18 protein-coding genes are annotated in these 22,868 nt (G+C 43.6%); 12 read left to right on the plus strand and 6 right to left on the minus strand.

Translation table 11 applies throughout. From position 1 onward, the window contains the following. Positions 1–34 precede the first annotated feature (34 nt). The 3 genes from AB4482_RS13150 (at position 35) to AB4482_RS13160 (ending at position 3,297) form a co-directional block, all read left to right on the plus strand. Positions 35–1,978 carry an ATP-binding protein gene (locus tag AB4482_RS13150; protein ID WP_372181071.1) on the plus strand — a complete coding sequence of 648 codons (1,944 nt, stop codon included), beginning with the start codon at positions 35–37 and terminating at the stop codon, positions 1,976–1,978. Beyond that, positions 1,971–2,468, plus strand: coding sequence for a response regulator (locus AB4482_RS13155; RefSeq protein WP_017065410.1), 498 nt, complete (start codon positions 1,971–1,973; stop codon positions 2,466–2,468). Before AB4482_RS13150 ends, AB4482_RS13155 begins: the two co-directional genes overlap by 8 nt. A gap of 286 nt (positions 2,469–2,754) precedes the next feature. Continuing rightward, complete coding sequence (locus AB4482_RS13160) at positions 2,755–3,297, plus strand: hypothetical protein (protein WP_017065409.1); 543 nt, start codon at positions 2,755–2,757, stop codon at positions 3,295–3,297. A gap of 148 nt (positions 3,298–3,445) precedes the next feature. Here the strand turns inward: AB4482_RS13160 and AB4482_RS13165 are convergent, their stop codons facing one another. Further along, complete coding sequence (locus AB4482_RS13165; RefSeq protein WP_372132172.1) at positions 3,446–4,027, minus strand: TfoX/Sxy family DNA transformation protein; 582 nt, start codon at positions 4,025–4,027, stop codon at positions 3,446–3,448. A gap of 357 nt (positions 4,028–4,384) precedes the next feature. Between AB4482_RS13165 and AB4482_RS13170 the strand changes: the two genes are divergently transcribed. The 5 genes from AB4482_RS13170 to AB4482_RS13190 all read left to right on the plus strand — a co-directional run bounded on the left by AB4482_RS13170 (position 4,385) and on the right by AB4482_RS13190 (position 9,942). Continuing rightward, complete coding sequence (locus AB4482_RS13170; protein ID WP_017066065.1) at positions 4,385–5,305, plus strand: HDOD domain-containing protein; 921 nt, start codon at positions 4,385–4,387, stop codon at positions 5,303–5,305. Positions 5,306–5,359: 54 nt separating this feature from the next. After that, on the plus strand, positions 5,360–6,265 hold the full coding sequence (locus AB4482_RS13175; protein ID WP_017071961.1) for a lysine exporter LysO family protein: 906 nt from the start codon (positions 5,360–5,362) through the stop codon (positions 6,263–6,265). A 174-nt stretch (positions 6,266–6,439) separates the two neighbouring features. Next, positions 6,440–6,967, plus strand: a complete 528-nt coding sequence (locus tag AB4482_RS13180; RefSeq protein ID WP_017065407.1) for a hypothetical protein — start codon at positions 6,440–6,442, stop codon at positions 6,965–6,967. A 118-nt stretch (positions 6,968–7,085) separates the two neighbouring features. Next, positions 7,086–8,729 carry a pyridoxal-dependent aspartate 1-decarboxylase PanP gene (gene panP, locus AB4482_RS13185; RefSeq protein WP_017060397.1) on the plus strand — a complete coding sequence of 548 codons (1,644 nt, stop codon included), beginning with the start codon at positions 7,086–7,088 and terminating at the stop codon, positions 8,727–8,729. A 358-nt stretch (positions 8,730–9,087) separates the two neighbouring features. Further along, a complete protein-coding gene (locus AB4482_RS13190) occupies positions 9,088–9,942 on the plus strand; it encodes a MurR/RpiR family transcriptional regulator (protein ID WP_004734686.1) in 855 nt (284 codons plus the stop codon). A 123-nt stretch (positions 9,943–10,065) separates the two neighbouring features. On the opposite strand, the gene AB4482_RS13195 is transcribed toward AB4482_RS13190, so the two are convergent. After that, positions 10,066–11,358, minus strand: coding sequence for an iron-containing alcohol dehydrogenase (locus AB4482_RS13195; RefSeq protein ID WP_017060396.1), 1,293 nt, complete (start codon positions 11,356–11,358; stop codon positions 10,066–10,068). A 406-nt stretch (positions 11,359–11,764) separates the two neighbouring features. On the opposite strand from AB4482_RS13195, the gene AB4482_RS13200 reads away from it, so the two are divergent. After that, positions 11,765–12,028, plus strand: a complete 264-nt coding sequence (locus tag AB4482_RS13200; protein WP_009847069.1) for a GrxA family glutaredoxin — start codon at positions 11,765–11,767, stop codon at positions 12,026–12,028. Between the two features lie 249 nt (positions 12,029–12,277). Then, on the plus strand, positions 12,278–13,960 hold the full coding sequence (locus tag AB4482_RS13205) for an aspartate:alanine antiporter (RefSeq protein WP_017060395.1): 1,683 nt from the start codon (positions 12,278–12,280) through the stop codon (positions 13,958–13,960). 306 nt (positions 13,961–14,266) lie between these two features. Here AB4482_RS13205 and fabV read toward each other — a convergent pair whose 3' ends face one another. The 3 genes from fabV to AB4482_RS13220 form a co-directional block, all read right to left on the minus strand. Then, positions 14,267–15,469, minus strand: coding sequence for an enoyl-ACP reductase FabV (gene fabV, locus AB4482_RS13210; RefSeq protein WP_017065406.1), 1,203 nt, complete (start codon positions 15,467–15,469; stop codon positions 14,267–14,269). Positions 15,470–15,679: 210 nt separating this feature from the next. Next, on the minus strand, positions 15,680–17,962 hold the full coding sequence (locus AB4482_RS13215; RefSeq protein ID WP_017071963.1) for an acyl-CoA dehydrogenase: 2,283 nt from the start codon (positions 17,960–17,962) through the stop codon (positions 15,680–15,682). 55 nt (positions 17,963–18,017) lie between these two features. After that, positions 18,018–18,647: a TetR/AcrR family transcriptional regulator gene (locus tag AB4482_RS13220; RefSeq protein ID WP_017065403.1), complete on the minus strand. Its 630-nt coding sequence runs from the start codon at positions 18,645–18,647 to the stop codon at positions 18,018–18,020. 760 nt (positions 18,648–19,407) lie between these two features. On the opposite strand from AB4482_RS13220, the gene AB4482_RS13225 reads away from it, so the two are divergent. Together AB4482_RS13225 and AB4482_RS13230 are read left to right on the plus strand one after the other, a co-directional pair. Continuing rightward, on the plus strand, positions 19,408–20,715 hold the full coding sequence (locus tag AB4482_RS13225; protein ID WP_372181072.1) for a TolC family outer membrane protein: 1,308 nt from the start codon (positions 19,408–19,410) through the stop codon (positions 20,713–20,715). Further along, positions 20,715–21,326 (plus strand): OmpA family protein, encoded by a 612-nt coding sequence (locus AB4482_RS13230; RefSeq protein ID WP_010441482.1) that lies wholly within the window; start codon positions 20,715–20,717, stop codon positions 21,324–21,326. The genes AB4482_RS13225 and AB4482_RS13230 overlap by 1 nt, the downstream gene beginning before the upstream one ends. A gap of 275 nt (positions 21,327–21,601) precedes the next feature. Here the strand turns inward: AB4482_RS13230 and nhaA are convergent, their stop codons facing one another. Next, a complete protein-coding gene (nhaA, locus tag AB4482_RS13235; RefSeq protein WP_010441484.1) occupies positions 21,602–22,768 on the minus strand; it encodes a Na+/H+ antiporter NhaA in 1,167 nt (388 codons plus the stop codon). Positions 22,769–22,868 lie beyond the last annotated feature (100 nt).

Consider the following 22,868-nt stretch of genomic DNA (forward strand, 5'->3'; position numbering starts at 1 on the left):
AGGCTAAAGACGTCGCTACTATTAAGGTTGAGCTGTGAATCAATACGCTGTTATCTGTTTGGACAATAATCCGGTTAGCATTGAAAGAATACGTTCGGAGCTGGCTCCGTTGGCTTCTGTATTCGATATTTATACTGCCGAGAACATAGAAGACGCACATCACGCATTAGAAGATATTCATGATCACAACCAAACCGTTGCCTTGGTGATCACTCATCATCATTCTGAATTTAATGGCGTGCAATTCCTGATTGAACTTCAACAGCTGCCCCATAGTAATACCGCAAGAACGATATTAGTCAGCGCTTCGTCAGACATTCAATCCATTTTAACCGCTGTGAATGAAGGTAGGCTCAACCACTGTTTAACCAAACCGGTTCAAGATCAGGTTCTGTTCAAATCAGCGCAAAAAGAGCTGACCTCTTTTGTTATCCAATACGACTCAGAAAACCTGCTCTCTTACAGCGATGCCTTGGATCAACAACGCTTACTCAGAGCGCACATTGAGCAAAAGATTCACTCTTTCCAATCGGGTTTCATTCACGATTACCACCAGCTTTCGGATAATGCCCTTGCAGAACGTGTCGTCAGTGCCTTACAAGATGTGTTTTCAAAAGATGACAAAACTAAGGCCATTCGTGACTATTCCCCTGAGCATCTACTCACTGTGGAAGGCGAAGACAATCGCTTTTTATGGCTGATCATTGAGGGTGAAGCAGCTCTTTATAAGAAAGATGAACTTGGGCAACAGCGGGAAGTGGTACGTCACTCCAAAGGGAACATTGTTGGCGGGATGTCATTTGTAACAGGCGAGCCTTCGTTTTCTACGGCGATCACCCTAACGCAGACTCGCGTTATCAAACTGGATAAAGATAGCTTTGCTCAGGTGATGCATTCAAACAATACCCTGCTGCCTTTATTTACCAATCTATTGCTCCGTCATTTTAATCGACGTTTGCAACGCAGCATCACCAATAAGATCAAACTGCAGCAGACACTAGAATCATTAGAGTCTGCACATCAACAACTGATCGAGAAAGAGAAAATGGCGATGCTCGGGCAGCTAGTCGCGGGAGTCGCACATGAGCTGAATAACCCGATTGCTGCCATATTAATAAGCATCGAAACTCTGTCAGACCATCTCGACCAAATATTGGCAAACCTATCCGTTCCAGAGTCCAATAAAGGGACTGACGTACTGGCACATTCAAAGTTAGCTAAGCCACTATCAACAGCCCAAGAAAGACAGCTCGTAAAGCATCTTACGTCGACGATTAATGACCGTGCTTTAGCAAAAAAAGCCGTGAGACTAAACCTAAGCCAAGACTCTACGGTTCTAAACACATTAAAGGCGTCCCCTGTCGCAGGCAAAGAGCTGCTCAATGACTTAGAGCATTACCATTATGTTGGAAACTCTATCCGCTCAATTCAAGTGTGCAGCAAGCGTATTGCCGATATGGTCAAAAGCTTAAAAAGCTATGCTAGAGAAGATGAAGAAGTTCGCCACTACACAGATATCCACGAAGGGCTTGAAGATACCTTAGTGATCTTCGAAAACAGGCTTAAACACCACCAACTCGAAAAGCATTACGATACCGACTTACCGCCTTTATTGTGCCAGTCGCTCTCGCTGCAACAAGTGTGGACCAACCTTATCTCCAATGCGCTCGATGCCCTATCTGAACGAGGAAAAGTGACCATCACCACTTCTCAACAGACAAAAGGCGACGACGCGTTTCTTGTGGTGCAAATCTCCGATACTGGCCACGGCATTGCCAAAGAAGACATCAACACTATTTTCAACCCAAATTTCACGACTAAAAAAGAAGGCAACTTTGGTTTAGGGATTGGGTTATCCATTTCTCAACAAATCGTTTCGGCTCATCAAGGGTTTATTTTGGTGGAGTCAGAGGTAGGCAGCCATACAAACATGCAAGTGTGGCTTCCATTCAAACAAGAAGGAGCACCTCATGAATAAGTACCTAATTTTATGTGTCGATGATGAACCTGAAGTTCTCAATAGTGTCCTTCAGGACTTGGCGATATTTGAAGAGAACTTTCTGGTTGAAGGTGCAGAGTCGGTCGATGAAGCCAAGCAAGTAATCAAAGAAATGGGACAAGATGGTATTAAGCTCGCGTTAATCTTATGCGACCACATCATGCCAGAAGAAACCGGCATTGATTTTCTGATCGAACTCAACCAACACGACGCTACTAAACCAACACGTAAGCTGCTGCTCACAGGGCAAGCTGGGCTGGAAGATACCGTCACGGCCATTAACAACGCTGCACTTGATTTCTATATTTCAAAACCTTGGCAAGGCGATCAACTGAGAGACACGATTACTCAACAATTGACTGACTATGTCATTGCCAACGACAAGCAATTGCTAAACTGGACTTCCATCTTAGATACCGAGCGCATACTGACTTCAATGGCGGATAAACGCACCAGTTTTGGTGAATAGCACTGATTGGTTAATGGATACTGAGAATAGCGTCACCCGATATAAAAACCTTCCGAATGTATACAAATTTTGGATAATTCGCTCGTCTATTTTTCTCATTCGCCCTAAACATGAGATCTCCGTTACATACTGATCCTTAATTTGCTTGTTTTTTAACTAAATGAGTAAGGTTTTACATTTTAAAGGATTACTTTTCCGTGAGTTAGATTAAACTGTCTCAATGTTTATGGTTTGCCGATTTGTCTCAAACCAAAGGAATTAACACTAATATAGGTTTACGGTCGTTATGCGCAAAATTCTACTTACTACCGCTATGCTATTGGCTTCTGGTCAAGCACTAGCTGTTGATGAACAACCACAGGTAATGAGCAACTTTAACTATGATTACTTTGAAGCACGTATCGGTGCTAGCCCAGTAACATTTGGTGGTGCGTTCAGTAAGTCCATTCACCCGAACGCTCACGCTATAGCACGTATCGATTCAGAATTTGAAAGCGATTACGACTCAGCTGTAGGTCTTGGTTTCCACGCTCCATTAAACAACTGGGCAGACCTAACAGGTGAAATGCTAGCTCGTATCGTTCAACCTGAGAACTCAAGCTCTACTGATATCGGTATGGAAATCAACATTGGTGTTCGCCAATGGCTTGGTCCACAACTAGAAGTTGGTGGTAAAGGTGGTTACGTTTCTATCGATGACAACGATGATTGGACAGGTTCTGTTTACGCGCGTTTCCACTCTACAGAGCTTTTCTCTTTAGGTGCTGAAGCTCGTATTAACGACTTCTACGGTGACCAACTTATGTTCACTGCTCGCTTCAAGTACTAATACTTAAAGCCAAGCTAGCTCTTAACGAGCACTTAGCCTTTTGATACTTAGTCTTTTAAGAAATCCGACTAGGACAGAAACAAAAAAACCGAGGACATTCCTCGGTTTTTTTATTGACAGTAATCTTAAGCATATAAGGCAAACTTCTTTAGTGGCAGCTCTTCAGTAATTGCTGCTTGCGTGGCTCTTGTAATAGTTTCCAGTGAATACCATCAATTGCACCCGCAAATTTCCAAAGTAGTTTTAGGTCAACATCGTTTCCGTACGCTTCGCGAACCTTATTAAACACTTCAGGTGCGCCCAACTTCATAAACATTGAAACATCATCCACCCCCGCCTTTTTAACCATGCGCTCTAACGTAAGCTGCATGTTTGGTAGATCTCTTAATCTACGGCTAGCTGATGACTTCTTGAAGCTACGCTGCTGAATTGAATTATCGATTGAAGTACGAATAATACTATCCAATTCAGGATGTTCACAGGTAAACAGATCCGTAATGTCGTAATAGTTTACGGTTGCTGTTGTCTGCTTCTTTACATGACGATACTTTTCACAATCAAGATCGGTCAGTTTTTTATCTAATGATTTTCCACCTCTAATGAATAAACAACCTTCACTCAATAAAGCGAACATAGCGTCATTTTGAAAGAGGCCAATACCTCCGAACATAGAACGTTTTTGATGCTCACCAAATTGATTCACGTAATTAATAAATGCTGTCTCGGTCATATCCGTTGATCCTTAATCAAATTACCCCGATTAGGTTGATCACCAGACAAGCAGCTTGTTATGCGAAAATTTTAAATCTATTTTGTTATTCTATAGGTGAATATTATGGTTTCGTTTTTCACCTTTAAATAAATCATACTTCGAAAAGAAAAATAAGTCTGGACTTAGTTCACATCAATCAATTGAGTATTCCGGTTTTTCATGATTGACTTCACAGTAAACTATCAAACCATGCTTGAATTTGGACACCTAGTGATACACCGGTTCAAATTATTAAAGGTTATGTAGACGGGTGAGTATTGCCTCGCAGCATCGTGGCTTGTAAAATGGCAGGACAGACCTGTTTTTACTTTTTATATGAATCATTTATCGTTTTTCTGGCTACCTCAAAATAAGACTCTTCTCTTAAAGGGTCTAGAATCAGAGTTTGCCCAACTTGTTGGACATTCTATCTCAGCGGGAAAAATAACACTTCCTCCTATCCCTAACGTTGTACTGAAGATTCAATCGCTTTGTACCCTTGAATCAACTGGGATTGCTGACGTTGCCGAGTGCTTACTCGAAGACCCAGGCCTCGCTGCTATTGTCATTCGTGTGGCTAACTCTGTCGTCTTTAACCGACGTAATATTACTTGTGTTGATATTATGACGGCGGTGTCGCGCCTTGGCATATTAAGAGTACGTGACATCGTGACGGCTCAGGCTATTGAGCAACTCAAACACTCAGTCAACCTCAGTAAAGAATGTAATAAGGTATTGGTTCAGAGCGCTTCTGTATCAAAAGAGCTGGGCGCTACTATGGTGCTTGTCACCAACAGCTTCAAAGAGCTCTCCCCTACTGAATACCGTTACCTTGAGCATGAAAAATCGCTGCTTGTTGGATTACTGGCTGATATTGGTTTGTTCTGTTTGGTTAGCGAATACCACCTCTACCTCGAAAATGGCAATTACCTAGATCACGACATCGCTCTACAAATCTTCCAAGGCCAATGTTCTGCTACCAGTAAATTGGTGCTTAACCGTTGGGGCTTCGACAGCGACTTTATTGATGTGTGCAGCAATACCATCAATAACCACGAACAGCGTGAAGTCTCTTACTTAGATATCGCTCGAATCGCTAACCACCTGCTGATGTTCAGAAACAAGGATGAGAACATCGATGATCACGAAGTTGAACTTAACGTGACAGGTGCAGAGGTGCTTTATAAATTAAGCAACTTGAGCAAGCATGATTTTAATGCAAAGCTAAGCGACGTGATCAATACTAGCGGCTTCTAAGTCACTGTTAAATTACAAGTAAATGTAATATGAAGTAAATGCAATGGGGAAAGCATGTTTACAGGGATGATCTTTATATTTGCGCCACTCGTCGTGGGGTATCTTTTTGCAATTTCGAACGCTCAGACATTAGAATTTATCAACCGCTCAACATCGCGGTTGATCTACGTGATTCTGGCGTTGATGGGACTAAGCTTAGCCGCCCTCGATAACCTAGGCAGTAACCTGCAGACAATCCTTCTATATACCGTCACTTTCTTTGTCTGCTTAAGCGTATGTAACCTAATGGCACTGCCCGCTATTGATAAGTTATTGCCACTCAAAACCGACAGTAGCAAGAAGAAGCTTCCCCTCTCTTCTATGGCGATGGAATCTGCAAAACTCATCTTAGTGGTAGGTTCAGGGCTAATCGCTGGCTTAGTGCTGCCTATTGGCCTTGATTGGGTTGATACCGCAAGCGAATGGATTCTGTTTGTTCTTCTATTCTTTATCGGCATTCAGCTGCGTAATAGCGGACTCACACTTCGTCAGATCTTACTCAACAAGCACGGTATGGTTATCGCAATAACCATTATCATCACCTCAATGTTAGGTGGTGTAATCGCGGCTTACATCCTAGATATCCCTCTGTTCAAAGCCTTGGCAATGTCTTCTGGATTTGGTTGGTACTCTCTGGCTGGTATCTTAATGGGTGACGCCTTTGGTCCTGTCTATGGTGGCGCTTCTTTCATGCTTGAGCTGTTAAGAGAGTTAGTTGCCTTGGTACTGATTCCAGTGCTAATTCGCAGCTACCCATGCACTTCCATTGGTTATGCTGGTGCGACTGCGATGGACTTCACCTTACCGGTCATTCAAACAACAGGCGGCGTTAGATGTGTGCCTATCGCTATCGTCAGTGGCTTTATCCTCAGCTTGCTTGTTCCGATATTGATGTTGTTCTTTGTATCTCTTGCTAACTAGATCGCAGGAATAGCGTTTGTTTTAGATTAGAATGCAACTCGAATACCAATGCCCAAGACACCGATACAGTTACCGAAATAAAAAGACACTAAGTGTCATTGCTCAACAAATAACGATCACGGTAACCTGTAACGACAAAGTTATAAAAAGAATAAACTTACAAAAGGAACCACTATGAAACGCCTTTGCGTCGCATTACTGCTAGCTTCAACTTCTACTTTCTCTTTTGCAGCAGATTCAATGTCTGAGACAAACCAGTGCCAAGCAAAAAAATATGATGCGTACATCGACGCTTCTTTGAATTGGTATGCCGACCTTGCTGCATTAACCTCTGAGCAATATCCAGAGCTAACAGAAGTGAGTGAGTGGTTCCTAGAAGGTCGTAAGCACCACTTTGAGCTGAATCGTGCTGCGGTTAACTACTACCTTGTGAACGATTCAAGCAAAGTGGCAACAGAGCAACCTGTAGAAGGTTGGTTGCAACTTGAGCAACACGACATTAAAACGCTATCAACACGTGATGATGAGCTTGGTAAAATCGCGAAAACAACATTCGATGACCGCCAATCAACGCCTCACGCTCAAAACTACGAACTACGTTCTGCCTTTGCAGAGCTGCTTAGTCACCCTAAGCAAATCGACTCAGCGCTGCAGCGTTACAACCAGTCGATCAGTAAACTTGAAGCGATTAAGTGTAAATAACCCCGCATTTAATATGCTTTTTTGAGAAGTTGGATTTCATAATTAAGACGGGACATTGTTCCCGTTTTCGTTTAGATTGTCCCGCTCGCGTCAATATTAGAAAAATAACTCGCTTGCTATGGTTACGGAACAAAAAACAGCAGATGTTAGCTTCGACAGTCTTCTACGTATCTTCACGGTACCTGAAGGCCCAGATTCAACACTCACTCAAATTGAAGACAAACTTTCACGAAACCTGAATCAATTCTTACGTGAACATATTGTGGCTGAAGAAAAGCCGCTACGTGAAATTGAGAAAGATTTTTCAAATGCTCATATCCCAGAGCAGCCTGAGTTTGTTTCTGAACATACTGAGCATCTCCTCGATTCTCTTGTGTCTCATTCGGTTCACACGTCTTCGCCAAGTTTTATTGGCCATATGACCTCTGCGTTGCCGTACTTCCTGATGCCGCTTTCAAAAATCATGATTGCGTTGAATCAGAATCTAGTAAAAATCGAGACCTCAAAAGCTTTCACTCCCCTAGAACGTCAAGTTCTGGGCATGTTACATCGCCTGATTTATCAAGATAGTGACCAGTTTTATTCTCGTTGGATGCACAGCGCAAACCACTCTTTAGGTGCGTTTTGTTCTGGCGGTACCATCGCGAACATTACAGCGCTCTGGGTTGCACGTAACAACGCACTAAAAGCGCAAGGTTCGTTCAAAGGTGTAGAAAAAGAAGGCCTGTTTAAAGCCATGAAGCACTACGACTACGAAGGCCTTGCCATCTTAGTCTCTGAACGTGGCCACTACTCTCTGAAAAAAGCCGCGGATGTCCTTGGTATTGGTCAAGAAGGTCTAGTGTCTGTTAAAACAGATAACGACAACCGTATTTGTACTGATGATTTAAGACTCAAGATCGAGCAGCTCAAGCAGAACAAGATCAAACCTTTCGCCGTCATTGGTGTGGCTGGTACAACCGAAACCGGTAATATCGACCCGCTAAGAGACATTGCTGAGGTGTGTGCCGAATCCGATTGTCATTTCCACGTTGATGCAGCTTGGGGCGGTGCGACTCTGATGTCTAACAATCATCGTCACCTACTTGATGGTATTGAACTGGCGGATTCAGTCACGATTGATGCGCATAAACAGCTTTATATCCCTATGGGTGCGGGTATGGTTCTGTTTAAGAAGCCAGATGCGATGACTGCGATTGAACATCATGCTCAATACATTCTTCGTAAAGGCTCAAAAGATTTAGGCAGCCATACGTTAGAAGGTTCTCGTTCAGGTATGGCAATGCTGGTTTACGCCGCAATGCACATCATTAGCCGCCCAGGTTATGAACTGCTGATCGACCAAAGCATCAACAAAGCGCGCTACTTTGCCGACCTAATTAAAGATCAGAGCGACTTCGAGCTGGTTTCAGAACCTGAGCTTTGCCTACTGACTTATCGCTATGTCCCTGAGTCAGTCAAAGCGGCACTGCTTAAAGCTGAGCCTGAACATCGTGTCGAACTGAATGAGTTGCTCAATGAGCTGACTAAGTTTATTCAGAAGAAGCAGCGTGAAACAGGTAAGTCTTTCGTGTCACGTACACGCTTAAACCCTGAAGCATGGGTACATCAGCCAATCATCGTTTTCCGCGTGGTATTAGCAAACCCACTAACAGGCAATGACATTCTTTCGTCAGTGCTTGAAGAACAGCGTGAGATCTCTAAACTAGCACCAAACTTGATGGGCAAAATCAACAAACTGGTTACGCAAATCAACGCATAGTCATTCAATTTTAGTTGCATCAAATTGAAAATTTCTTTCTTTTTGATGTAACTAAGCTGTCAGTTCATACCCATTTTGCATTCTTTTTGCTCAAACTCTCTTCCAATTCTGTAGTTTTCTAAAATTTTGTTGAGGTTTGTCATATTCTTAAGCATTCATGCCCTGTTTTTGTATTAGTAAATAGTATGTTGGGTTTATACTGACTCTATGGTGCTAGTTAGCTTGATATCTATTTGACGCAGCAGTATTTACGAAACCGAATATACATCGGCTTTGTGTTTACTGATATTTGCTTCAGCCATACCCCCTGGTAAAAGATATTAACTAGCAAGTTGTTCTCTATACCCTTGTGAACACTATGAATACATTAGAAAAAATACAAAAAAACCTGGAAAATTTCAGCAAGTCTGAGCGCAAGGTAGCCGAAGTAATTATGGCTTCCCCTCAAACTGCAATTCATTCTAGCATTGCTACCTTAGCTAAAATGGCTGACGTGAGTGAGCCTACAGTTAACCGCTTCTGTCGTCGATTAGACACAAAGGGCTTCCCTGACTTCAAACTTCACCTAGCTCAAAGCTTGGCAAACGGTACACCTTACGTGAACCGTAATGTTGAAGAAGATGATGGTCCAGATGCTTATACGCATAAGATTTTCGAATCAACTATGGCTTGTCTAGACGTTGCTAAAAACAGTCTAGACGCGATGCAAGTAAACCGTGCTGTTGACTTGCTGACTCAAGCAAAACGCATTTCGTTCTTCGGACTGGGTGCCTCTTCTGCTGTCGCCAAAGATGCTCAAAACAAGTTTATTCGTTTTAATATCCCAATCACATGTTTCGAAGACATCGTGATGCAACGAATGAGCTGCATTAACTGCAGTGATAACGACGTTATTGTTCTTATCTCTCATACTGGCCGCACTAAAAGCCAAGTTGAGATTGCAAACTTAGCGCGTGAAAACGGTGCGACAGTTATTGCTATCACAGCAAAAGATTCTCCACTGGATAAAGCGAGCTCGTTGTCTATTTCTCTGGATGTTCCAGAAGACACTGACGTTTACATGCCAATGGCAAGTCGCGTTGTTCAGATGACGGTTATCGATGTGCTAGCGACAGGCTTTACGCTACGTCGTGGTTCTGGTTTCAGAGAGAACCTAAAGCGCGTCAAAGAGTCACTTCGTGATTCACGTTACGAGAAGTACTCTCAGTTCTAATCTGCTTAGTCATGAACTGAAAACAGATGACCAGAGAACAAGTTGAATTAAAAAACGGAGCCTAGCGCTCCGTTTTTATTTGTCTGTATAAAATGACTTATACAACGAACAAGTTTAAGACCGTTAGATAGTCCAACTATTGCCCTTCTCAACCACGCTGTTTTCGGACGCATAAGAATTGATAATGGTAAAGCTCGACTCGACAGCTGGCTCTTGCCCAATTTGATTCATTGAAGCTCCCTCATGATGCCCTTCTCTACAACTGCACTTCTCGCATACTTGCTTCAAAATATGCACGAGCCTCTCTTGGTTAAGCGGCAAAGGGTTTCCTTTAATCGCCACTGATTTGAGCGCGTCGGCAGACACCTCATCAAACTGGGCTTCACAGACACCAAATTCCAACAAGTTGGGTAACTTAAGCGTATCAAGCACTTCCGATAACCAAGAAATTGCCTCCTCTTCTATTGCTTCTACGTTACCTGTTACTATCTGAGCGATTCGCTGATAACGCGCTAGGATGTCGCTTCTTTGCTGCTCTTTTGCAACGGCTATGTTCTCCAACATCACAAACGGCGCTAAACGCGCGGTAATCACACTATGAGGCGCAGAAATCTTACCTCCTAGTGCGGAGGCTAAACCATGGGCTGCGCCAAGCTTGGCATTAGTTATCGCCATACCACCGAGCATAGAAGCGAAAGCAAGATCAGAACGCGCTTGAGGCTCATCATAAACACACGCTTTAACCACAGAACCACTCAACTTACGCAGCCCTTCTTCACAAATCATATCGGTTAACGGATTCGGTTCACCACACACGTAGGCTTCCATTAGATGAGTAAAGGCATCCATCGCACCTCGCCCAGATAGATATAGATTGGTTCCATGAGTTAGGGTTGGGTCGACAATCGCAACGTCGGCCAGCATGTCTGGGCTTCTCAGGCTGATTTTCACTTGGTCTTGGCCTGATTTCAGCACCGCGTTTTTAGTGACCTCGGCGCCGGTACTCGCTGTGGTTGGAATTGCGATAAACGGAAGTGGTTTGGTTTTAAGAGGAACATTACGCCCGACCACTTCAACATAGTCATATAAATTGCCTTGATTAGGTAAAACCGCAGCCAACGCTTTGCCCATATCGATGGCGCTACCGCCCCCCATGGCGACAACCATATCTGGCTTAAATCGACGAGCAGAAATAGCCGCCTCTTCAACCATTTTGATATTAGGTTCACCGGAAACGGCAATGTGCTGATAACGCATACTCTGCGCATCAAGATAGTCAGTAACAATTGAAGTGCGCTCTAATGTATTGCCTGTAACCAATAGCACGCTGTAGCCATATTGATTAAAGAGAGACAATGAAGCGGAAAGTGCTCCATCACCAAAGATGATCTTTGTAGATGTCATAAATTGAAACATGGTGCCTCCTGCGCCTATGACCGAACAAAACTGCGAACTCTTGGTTATTGGAATTTAGCCTTTATATAGTGCATCAGTATTAAGATGCCTCGTTCTGTATGCGCTTTTTTTGACGAGGTGCAACTTGTCGCATTAAAGATGGATTAATGTCGTATTCTTAGGGGTAATTCACACTCTTAAATTAAGGGTAATCAATCTGAATACCCATCAGAAATCAGCATGGATCCTTTTTGTGACCATTATTTGCTCTGATAGACAAAACCTATTGTATTAAGAGGTAATTCCATCTTTATTTCCCCATGGCATTGAGGCATAGTTGGTTTTATGAAATTTTGAGTGGCATTCACTAAAGAATAGTTAACATAATCGAGTTAACGAGCCTCATCCCGTATTTAGGAGAAATTAAATGTTTGTAGTTATTTTTGGTCGCCCTGCTTGCCCATTCTGTGTTCGTGCAAAAGAGCATGCTGAAACTCTTAAAGCTAAACGCGATGACTTCAACTACCGTTACGTTGACATCCACGCTGAAGGTATCAGCAAAGCTGATCTAGAGAAGACTGTTGGTAAACCTGTCGATACAGTTCCACAAATCTTCATCGACCAAGACCACATCGGCGGCTGCACAGAATTTGAAGCATACGCAAAAGAAAACCTAGGTCTTTTCGACTAAGCTAGGATTTCTCAAACGAGAATCAGGGCTAAAGCCTTAAACAGCTGACCCATTTAGGCGTTAGACTGTACGATTTATAAAAAGCCCGCTCACTGTAGCGGGCTTTTTTATGACCAGTTTTCATACGGAATAAGAATAAGGTCAAAATCAAGTAAATTAACAAAATATTGCTTATAATTTATTTATATTTAGATACAATTCACCTTTCAAACTTACCCTGTGTTCCACGCCAATTATTGAGCGACCACCGTGAATATCGACGTTGTTTTTCTGTTAGAACAAAACCCCATTCTCCTCATCTTTGTTGTTTTATCGATTGGATTAGCCATTGGTAAAATTCGTTTCGGTAGCCTCCAACTTGGTAATTCAATCGGTGTTTTGATTACTTCCCTTATCATGGGACATCTTGGCTTTTCTTTTAACGCAGATGCGCTCACCATTGGTTTCATGCTGTTCATCTACTGTGTTGGCATTGAAGCTGGACCAAACTTCTTCGGTATCTTCTTCAGAGACGGTAAGCACTACCTCATTCTGAGCCTTGTGGTACTTTCTACCGCAATTGCCCTAACCTATTTCAGTAGTCATTACCTTGGCCTAGGCTTTGGTTTATCTGCAGGCATGATGGCAGGTGCCTTAACAGCAACGCCGATATTGGTAGGTGCTCAAGATGCTCTGAATTCTGGGCTTGCAGAATTACCAAGAAACATGGACTTGAGCCTGATTATCGAAAACCTTTCAGTCGGTTACGCGATGGCTTACTTGGTTGGCTTAATCAGTATGATTATGTTTGCTCGCTTGATTCCAAAACTTCAAAAAGTGAACCTACACGACTCGGCAGAGCAAATCGCCCAAGAACGTGGGTTAGGCGCTTCAGGTCAGCGTAAGGTTTACTTGCCCATTATTCGTGCTTATCGAGTGGGACCAGAGCTCATCTCTTGGACTGACGGTAAGAATCTGCGTGAACTGGGCATCTATCGCCAAACAGGCTGTTACATCGAGCGTATTCGACGTAATGGTATTCTTGCCCATCCAGATGGTGATGCAATTCTGCAAGAAGGCGATGAGATCGCATTGGTTGGTTTCCCAGATAGCCACGCTCGTCTAGACCCAAGCTTCCGTAACGGTAAAGAAGTTTTCGACCGTAACCTTCTCGATCTGCGTATCGTGGAAGAAGAGATCGTCGTTAAGAGTGACAGTATCGCAGGTAAGCGCCTATCAGACTTAAACCTGTCTGAATACGGCTGTTTCCTTAACCGCGTAGTACGTGCTCAGATTGAAATGCCGATGGACTTAAACATCGTGCTTTCTAAAGGTGACGTCCTACAGGTGAGTGGTGAAAAGAGTCGAGTGCACGGCCTAGCTGAGAAAATTGGTTTCATCTCAATCCACAGCCAAATGGCGGATTTGATGGCCTTCTGTAGCTTCTTCATTTTGGGTATTTTGTTTGGTTTGATCACCATGACATTCGGTCAGGTATCGTTTGGGCTAGGTAACGCGGTTGGCCTGCTTCTATCGGGCATCATGCTTGGTTTCCTACGAGCGAACCACCCTACTTTCGGTTATGTGCCTCAAGGTGCTCTGAACATGGTCAAAGACCTCGGTTTGATGTTCTTTATGGTCGGTATCGGCTTGAGCGCCGGTGGTAAGATATTTGAGCACTTAACCCAAGTTGGCCCACAGGTAATAGGTATTGCCCTAGTAGTGAGTGTGCTGCCAGTATTCTTCGCTTACTTGGTTGGCGCTTACGTATTGAAGATGAACCGAGCTTTGTTGTTCGGTGCAATCATTGGCGCGCGAACTTGCGCTCCAGCGATGGACATCGTAAATGACCACGCTCGCTCAACGATTCCGGCTCTGGGTTATGCGGGTACTTATGCGATAGCCAATATATTGATGACCTTAGCAGGTACTTTCATCATCATAATTAGCTAGCATCTGCTGCATTAAAAGCAGCCAAGCTTAGATATTTCGAATGCACTAATTCACTTTGGGTTAGTGCATTTTTTATAACCTGTTTTAAGCGGTTCAAGCCTTCTTCCCCACTCCTGCTCTTAACTCTCTTCATCCCTTATTTCTACTCTTGTCCCCCTTCGAATCGCGGTAGCCGTATCCGCTCTTAAATCTCTTCGCATCCCGCCACTCGAATCCCATATCTGCTCTTAATCTCTTGAACCAAATAGCAGACAAAAAAATAGGCGCTCAATGAGCGCCTATTTCGTTTAGATTCGATAACTTGAATTAGATGTCAGCTACATCAAATTCAACAGCTGGGTTAACGTCAGCTTCGTAATCAACACCTTCAACACCGAAACCAAATAGCTTCAAGAACTCTTCTTTGTACTCTACGTAGTCAGTCAGTTCTTTTAGGTTCTCAGTTGTGATTTGAGGCCATAGGTTACGACAGTGATCTTGAATGTCTTCGCGAAGCTCAAGGTCATCTAGACGTAGACGGTTCACTTCATCCACTTCTGGCGCGCTGCCGTCTTCTTTGTATAGACGTTGGCTGAACATACGGAAGATCTGTTCCATACAACCTTCGTGAATACCTTCTTCACGCATCTTCTTGAACACCATAGCGATGTAAAGAGGCATTACAGGGATTGCAGAACTTGCTTGAGTCACTACAGACTTAAGAACAGCAACGTTTGCAGTACCGCCAGTTTGGCCTAGCTTCTCGTTCAGCGCTGTCGCTGCACGGTCTAGATCCATCTTAGCTTTACCTAGTGCGCCATCCCAGTAGATTGGCCACGTTAGTTCAGTACCGATGTAGCTGTAAGCAACCGTCTTACAACCGTCCGCTAGAACACCAGCTTCAGAAAGAGCATTGATCCAAAGTTCCCAATCTTCACCGCCCATTACAGTAACAGTGTCTTTGATCTCTTCTTCAGTTGCAGGCTCTACGCTTGCTTCGATGATTGTGTCTTTGTTGGTATCAACCGCAGTTGACGTGTACGTTTCACCGATAGGCTTTAGAGATGAACGAATTACTTCGCCAGTCTCTGGCATTTTACGCACTGGAGACGCCAGTGAGTATACAACCATATCGATTTGGCCTAGATCTTCTTTGATCAGGTCAATTGTTTTCTGTTTCGCCTCGTTAGAGAAAGCATCGCCGTTCAGGCTTTTTGAATATAGGCCTTCTTCTTTAGCAAACTTGTCGAACGCTGCTGAGTTGTAGAAACCAGCTGTGCCAGGCTTTTTCTCAGTACCGGCTTTCTCAAAGAAAACACCGATAGTTGAAGCGCCGCCACCAAATGCAGCCGCAATACGTGAAGACAAGCCGTAGCCACTTGAAGAGCCAACAACTAGTACACGTTTAGGTGCGTTTGCGATTGGGCCTTGAGCTTTTGTGTAAGCAATTTGTTCTTTTACATTAGCTTCACAACCGACTGGATGTGTTGTAGTACAGATGAATCCGCGAATTCGAGGTTTGATGATCATATTCAACTTCCTTAAAAAATCAGGTTAAGGATAAAAGTTTCGTACGCAAATGGCATCTAATTTCTGTAAAAATGTGGCGAAAATGCAAGTGGTTGGAGCACTCAGTGAATATTTGCTGACTAAGTCACCATTTGTTAACGCCTCTATTGCAACTTCTACGACAAAAACAAAAAAAGGCACCTAATAAGGTGCCTTTTGTCATTTCTTTATCTAAGCAACGCTATTTAGCTTAGGTTTTAACTCTTTTCGCGTCAAAGTTTCACTGTAATCATGACTGAAGTGGTCAACTTGAATCGCTGCGTAGCGAAGTTTGTCTGCTGCAATGATTTGGTCAACTTCGTCTTGAGTAAGAACATCTGCCGCCAGTGCTTGAGCAAGTTTATCTTGCAATAGACCTTTACGAGCCACTTTGCCCTCTTTCACTGCTTTGAAGATCTTACGTTCGAGAGGCTTGATGCTGTACATCGCATTGAACGCATTCTCCATTAGGCCAACACTATCCTCTTCTTCTTTGCCTATGTAGCAAAGGTGAGTTAGACGTTCACGGTGTGCACCCGGAGTCATCAAGCTTTCTGCCAGTTGTACCGTTAGATTATCACTTGGTTTTTCAAAGTGGTTACCGACAGGGAAAACTAGACCTTTAAGTACTTTACCTACCATCTTGTTCGGGAAGTTTCTGTACGCTTCTTGTAGCGATTTAGCCGCGTTATGGAAACAGTGTTGAACCGCGTAGTGTACGTAGTCTAGGTCAGCTTGTTGACGACCTTCATCTTCATACTTCTTAAGCGCTGCAGACGCCATGTATAGGTAACTTAGACCATCACCTAGACGTGCAGAGATAAGCTCTTTACGTTTCAGTTCGCCACCTAGTGTAAGCATTGCGAAATCCGCACTCACTGCAAGCGCACGGCTCAAGCGAGTTAAGTCTTGGTAGTAAGGCTTCGTTGGACCGCTCATATCCGCTTTAATGAACTTAGAGCCTGTCAATGCCGCACCGAACGCACCAAACGTGTTCTTAGTTGCGTGAGAGATATGTTTGAACAACAAGTTATCGAAATCCTTCGCACCTTGCTTCTCATCTGGGTTTGCTGCCGCTTCCATTTCGCTTAGCACGTATGGGTGACAACGTGTCGCACCTTGACCGAAGATCATCAGGTTGCGAGTTAAGATGTTCGCACCTTCTACTGTGATAGCAACTGGAATACCTAGGTAAGGCGCAGCTAAGTAGTTCATTGGACCATCTTGAATTGCACGACCAGAGTGGATATCCATTGAATCATTCAGGATAGTACGCGCCATTTCTGTCATGTGATATTTCGCGATAGCCGTAACGATACCCGGCTTCTCTTTCATATCGAGTGAAGTAGTTGTTAGTGTACGAGTCGCTTCTAGTAGATACGTTAAGCCACCAATACGACCTAAACTCTCTGCAACTCCTTCAAACTTACCAATCGACATACCGAACTGCTTACGAACATAAGCGTATGCGCCGGTCGTTTTCGCCGTTAGGTGGCCCATCGCCGTGCCAAGTGCGGGTAATGAGATACCACGACCTGCAGACAGACATTCCACCAGCATACGCCAGCCTTTACCTGCGTAATCGGCACCACCGATTAACCATTCCATAGGAATAAATACATCGTGACCGCGTGTTGGACCATTCATAAACGCAAGACCAAGTGGGTCATGACGCTCACCAATCACAACACCTTCGTGGTCAGCCGGGATTAGCGCACAAGTGATGCCAATGTCTTCTTTGTCACCCAGTAGCTTTTCTGGATCGTGCAGTTTGAAAGCCAGACCAAGTACCGTCGCCACTGGTGCTAGTGTAATGTAGCGTTTGTTCCAGTTAAGCTTGATACCTAGCGTCTCTTTACCTTCGTGCATGCCCATGCACACAGTACCGACATCAGGGATACCACCCGCATCAGAACCCGCTTCTGGGCCTGTTAGTGCGAAACATGGGATATCTGTACCGTCAGCAAGACGAGGTAGCCAGTAGTCTTTTTGGTCTTGAGTGCCGTAGTGAGACAGCAGCTCACCAGGACCAAGAGAGTTTGGAACCATTACTGAAACCGCAGTACTGATACTGCGAGTCGCAATCTTAGTTACGATAGTTGAGTTAGCGTGTGCTGAGAATTCACGACCGCCATACTCTTTCGCAATAATTAGCGAAAAGAAACGCTCTTTGCGTAAGAAGTTCCACACCTCTTCAGGAAGGTCTCGATCTTCTTTTACAATTTGGTGGTCATCAAGCATAGCGAGCAAGGTTTCAAGCTCATTATCCATGAACGATTGCTCTTCTGCTGTCAGCTGAGGTTTTGGGTATTGATGCAGCTTAGTGAAATCTGGTTTACCAGAAAACAGCTCTCCGTCCCACCACACGCTACCCGCTTCCATCGCTTCTTTCTCGGTGCTAGATAGTGGTGGTAGTACTTTTTTAAAGAGTTTAAAAGCTGGGTCACTTACCCATTTTTGTCTTAGAGAGCTCATAGTTCAGATCCTTTTGTTCACTATATTGGTTGTGAATGTTTCGCTTTTTATTGTTTTATTCTTCTGCTGACATGCCTGCGGCTAAATATGGAATAAGAATATCGACCACTGCCTTAGCATCTATCTTTCTGTCATAGTCATTCTCTGCAATTTCTACCAGAGCCTGACTTGATGCCATGGTGAATACACAAGTCCCTAGGGTGAAGTGTAATCGCCAAAATAACTGTTCTTGAGTGAGGTTCGGATTCGCCTTCATTACAGATGTCGTAAACAAAGAAAGTACTTCGCTGTAGCGAGTAGTAATGAACCAACGCAAGTGTCCTTGCACATCCGTATAGCCTCTGCCGATAAGTAACATGAATCGGCTTGTACCATTTGGCCTAACATCATTAAGTGCTCTTAGTGGCTGTCTCAACGACTCAAACACGTCACTCATAGAATACGTTTCGTTCAAGTTTAAGTTCACTAATGCATCTTGCAGTGCTGGCATAAATGCTTCTAAGTAACGATTGAGTACCGCACGAACCAGAGTCTTCTTATCGCCAAAGTGATAGTTCACTGAAGCTAAGTTGACATTCGCTTTACTCGTAATCGTACGTAAAGAGGTGTCATTAAAACCGTGCTCAGCAAATAAGCCTTCAGCCACATCTAAGATTTTGTCTTTGGTTGTACTTCTTGGTGCCATTTCAATCACTCGTATTAAACAACTGTTTGAAATATACGCTTAGTACATTTATTTAACAAGCAAGCAACATCACATTTTCACAAATTGGTCGTACCAGTTAATAAAACTCAGCACTAAACGATTGAATCGCTGTGTGTTTATAAAAAAAGAAAAAAATAATGAATTTTCTTGGAACTGAAATGGAAATGGAGAGTCCTAAATTAGGTAGAAAACAGCGTATTTAGAAGTTTAACAGGCCGTCAAACTTGTTCTTCTCACTGCTTTCTTAATTACTGCATTTTCCTTATTAACTCCTATACTTGTATCCGCCCAAACCACGTTGGTTTGGGCTTTTTTTTGTTTGTTGTTTGGGACGAGAGTGAGCCTTACTTACCCCTCTTCACAGCTACTAACTACAACCTGAACAGCGCGACCGCCTCTTTATATGCTGTCATTTCTTCCTAAGAGTCGAACTACCATGCTTGGCACATTGTTATCACTGGAACTCGTATTTCAAACAACCTACTAGCCAACGTTTACCTATCTGAGTCCAAACCTAATACTACGTTTCCTCTATTTACGGTGCATCCATTCGAAGCTTGCCATTTGCTACTATTGGTAAATTAATCAATAAGGATAGAGACTTACATTCGAAATAAAGCCAACAAACTTAGCAATTTCTTGCAGATGTCCTAAGCTTCGTTTAATACCCTTTTCAATTAAGTAGTTAAACGCTTGTTGGGAAGCGGCGGGAGCTTTTAAAAGTAGAAGGAGACCTACTTTGAGACTGTTTAAATTACCCATCATCTGTTGCTTAGCTATTGCAACCCCACTCTCTGCTCAGACTTTAGAACAGGCTGTTGCCATTACCTTGGCTACCAATCCTGAGATAAAAAGTATTTTTAATGAGTTTGTGAGTGTACAAAAACGAAACGATGCCGCAGGTGGTGCTTATAGGCCGAGTATCGATCTTGATGCTGGTATTGGCTATGAAGGCATAAACCCTGCGCCAAACAACGTTCCTGATACCGATCTCACACGAAAGGAAGCCACCATATCCCTCACTCAGTTGTTGTGGGATGGTTCGTCGACTCTCAATGATATTGACCGTACTGCCGCAGAAGCGGAATCGGTTCGCTTACAATTACTGGCGGATGCCGAAGACAAAGCGCTAGAGGTCACACAGATCTACCTGGATGCAGTCAAAGCAACTGAAGTTTTAGCCCTTTCGGAAAGTAACCTTGCTATCCACAAGAAAATCTATAAAGACATCAAAAAACGAGCAGCCTCAGGCATAGGCTCAACCGCAGATGTATCTCAGGTAGAAGCTAGGATTGCAAAAGCGCACGGCAATTTATTAGCCGCACAGAACAACCTAATTGATACCCACACTCAATTTAGAAGAATAGTGGGTCAAGAACCGCTTGGCTTGGTCTACCCAAGAGCCGATATTTCTATGATTCCTCTGTCATTGTCAGACGCCCTTGTTAATGCTCTGGACCAACACCCGGTAATCAAAGTCGCAACTGCAGATGTCGATTCGGCGCACTTCCAGTACAAACAATCAAAAGGGGTTAACTACCCTACTTTCTCTATCGAGGCATCTCAATCATGGCGCGATGATGCGGGAGGCGATGAAGGTTCGAGCCAAGAGACGTTGGCAATGTTAAGAATGCGATACAACCTCTACAACGGTGGTACCGATAGTGCTAATTCAGAAGCTGCAGCTTACCAACTTAATAAAGCGAAGGATCTAAGAGATCGTGCTTATCGACAAGTGGAAGAAGGCCTTCGCCTATCTTGGAGTGCATTGGATCTGACGTTGCAACAAAAGAACTTCTTGTCTGATCACGTGGATTCGGCGTCAGAAACCGTTATCGCTTATGAGAAACAATATCGAATCGGCAAACGTACACTCCTTGACCTGCTTAACACTGAAAACGAATTGTTTGAAGCCCGTAAAGATTACTTAGATGCGCATTACTCTGAACAGTACGCTAAATACCGTGTAATGAACGCGACAGGCTCTCTATTGAACGCTCTACTGGTCGACATTCCAGACGAGTGGACAACGGCCGTGGAGTATTAATGATGAAAATACCTTACTTATTGCTTTCCGCATTAACGATAACGCTATGTGCATGCTCTAGCCAAAATGAAGAGCCCTATATAGAAACGCCAGAAGCGGAGCAAATTTCAGACCTGCAAGACGATGATAATGATGGGGTGGTCAATGCACGAGATACCTGCCCAAGTACACCTAGAGCGTCATTAGTTGATAATGAAGGTTGTGGCGAGACTATACGCTCAGAAGAAATCAGACAGCTGAACATCCTTTTCGCCAATGACTCTTATGAAGTTAACCCTATCTTCTCAGATCAAATCACTACCATGGCTGAGTTCTTAGAAACCTACCAAAGTGCATCGATAGAAATTCAAGGTTACGCCAGTAAAGTCGGCGCGAGTGAATACAACTTAGAGTTATCAAAGAAGCGCGCTCACCACGTTGAAGATGAATTATTGTCGAATGGTATAGACCCGAGCCGAGTAAGAGTTGTCGGTTACGGTGAAAACCGCTTAGAGAGCGATGGCAACGATGCTACTTCTCATGCACTGAACCGTCGAGTAACAGCAACGGTTGTCGGGCTGAATGAGCAGATCGTCGAGGAGTGGACCATATTTACCACGCTAGAAAAATAACATGACACTGTCACTCTGGTCATCCAAAACGATCCGCAATTCATGCCGATCAAAATAATGAGTTGAATCTAGGAGTTTTAGATCATCAATAACTAACCAAACTAAAAATACTAGCAGTTAGGATCAATAAAGCCGAGATAGGAAACCCTATCACGGCTTTTTTGTTCTTTGCTGTCACATGAATCGGGGAGGATGATTCTGTGACTCGTCTTGCTACTCAGAAGTTAGCTTGTTAATCAGTGAATAGGCTCGCCGTTAAACGAGCCTACCGCTGATTATAGTTTTACTTCTTGTTGCTTTGCTGTTTTCGGTAAAGAAACGCTTAGCAGGAAGTAACCTAGAATTGCAGCTGTTGTAGATCCCATCAGGATGCCTAGTCGAGCTAGTGTGTCAAACTCTACATTCGTTGGGCCAAATGCTAGTGATGAAATAAAGATAGACATTGTAAAACCAATACCACACAGGACAGATACTGCGAAGATGTTCATAAAGTTCACACCTTCAGGGAGCTTAGCAACACCCAATTTCACCGCACCCCAGCTGAATGCAAAGATACCAAGAGGCTTACCAATCAATAGACCCATAGCGATACCAAGCGGTAGCATACCTGTTAGGCTTGAGATTGAGATACCTTCCAATGAAATACCTGCGTTTGCAAAAGCAAAGACTGGCAAGATTGCAAAAGCGACGTATGGGTGCAGAGCATGTTCTAGATGCTTCAGCGGAGAATGTTCACCTTTATTGCCTTTCAGTGGGATAGCAAAACCAATCACTACACCAGCCAGCGTTGCATGAACACCAGACTTCAATACTGCAAACCACAGAATTGCACCAACAATGAGATACACACTCAGCTTAGTTACATGCTTGTTGTTTAGCATGAACAGCACACCAGTTGCGATGAAACCAACCGTTAACGCAAGCGTTGATAGGTCGCCTGAGTAGAACAGTGCAATGATAACAACAACGCCAAGGTCATCGATAATTGCTAAAGCCAATAGGAACACCTTCAAGCTAACCGGTACACGGTTACCAAGAAGCGCCATGATACCTAATGCGAATGCAATATCAGTTGCCGCTGGGATAGCCCAACCTTGAAGCGCTTCAGGGTTACTTGAATTAAATAGCACGTAAATAAGTGCAGGAGCTAGCATACCACCCACAGCTGCGATAGCTGGGAAGATTGCTGTCTCTTTAGACTTTAATGCGCCTTCTAAAAGTTCGCGCTTAACTTCTAAGCCGATTAGAAGGAAGAAGACAGCCATTAAGCCATCGTTAATCCAGTGAGACACAGACATACCAAGAACGTAACTGTGAAGTACACCTTGGTACATTTCGTTCAGTGGTGAGTTTGCTACAAACATTGCGATCGCCGCAGCGATGACTAGTATGATGCCGCCAGCAGATTCCATTTTAAAGAAGTCACGGATGACGTCGGTCATGATTTCGCCCTTATATTTATTATTTAAATAAACGAATAACAAAGAATAACCACGAGTTTATATCCAAGTTTAATTGATAGATAATCACTTCTTCGGATGT

Origin of the sequence: Vibrio sp. 10N.222.55.C7 (assembly GCF_041473335.1) — a bacterium.
In the GTDB taxonomy this organism is placed as follows: Bacteria; Pseudomonadota; Gammaproteobacteria; order Enterobacterales; family Vibrionaceae; genus Vibrio; species Vibrio crassostreae_C.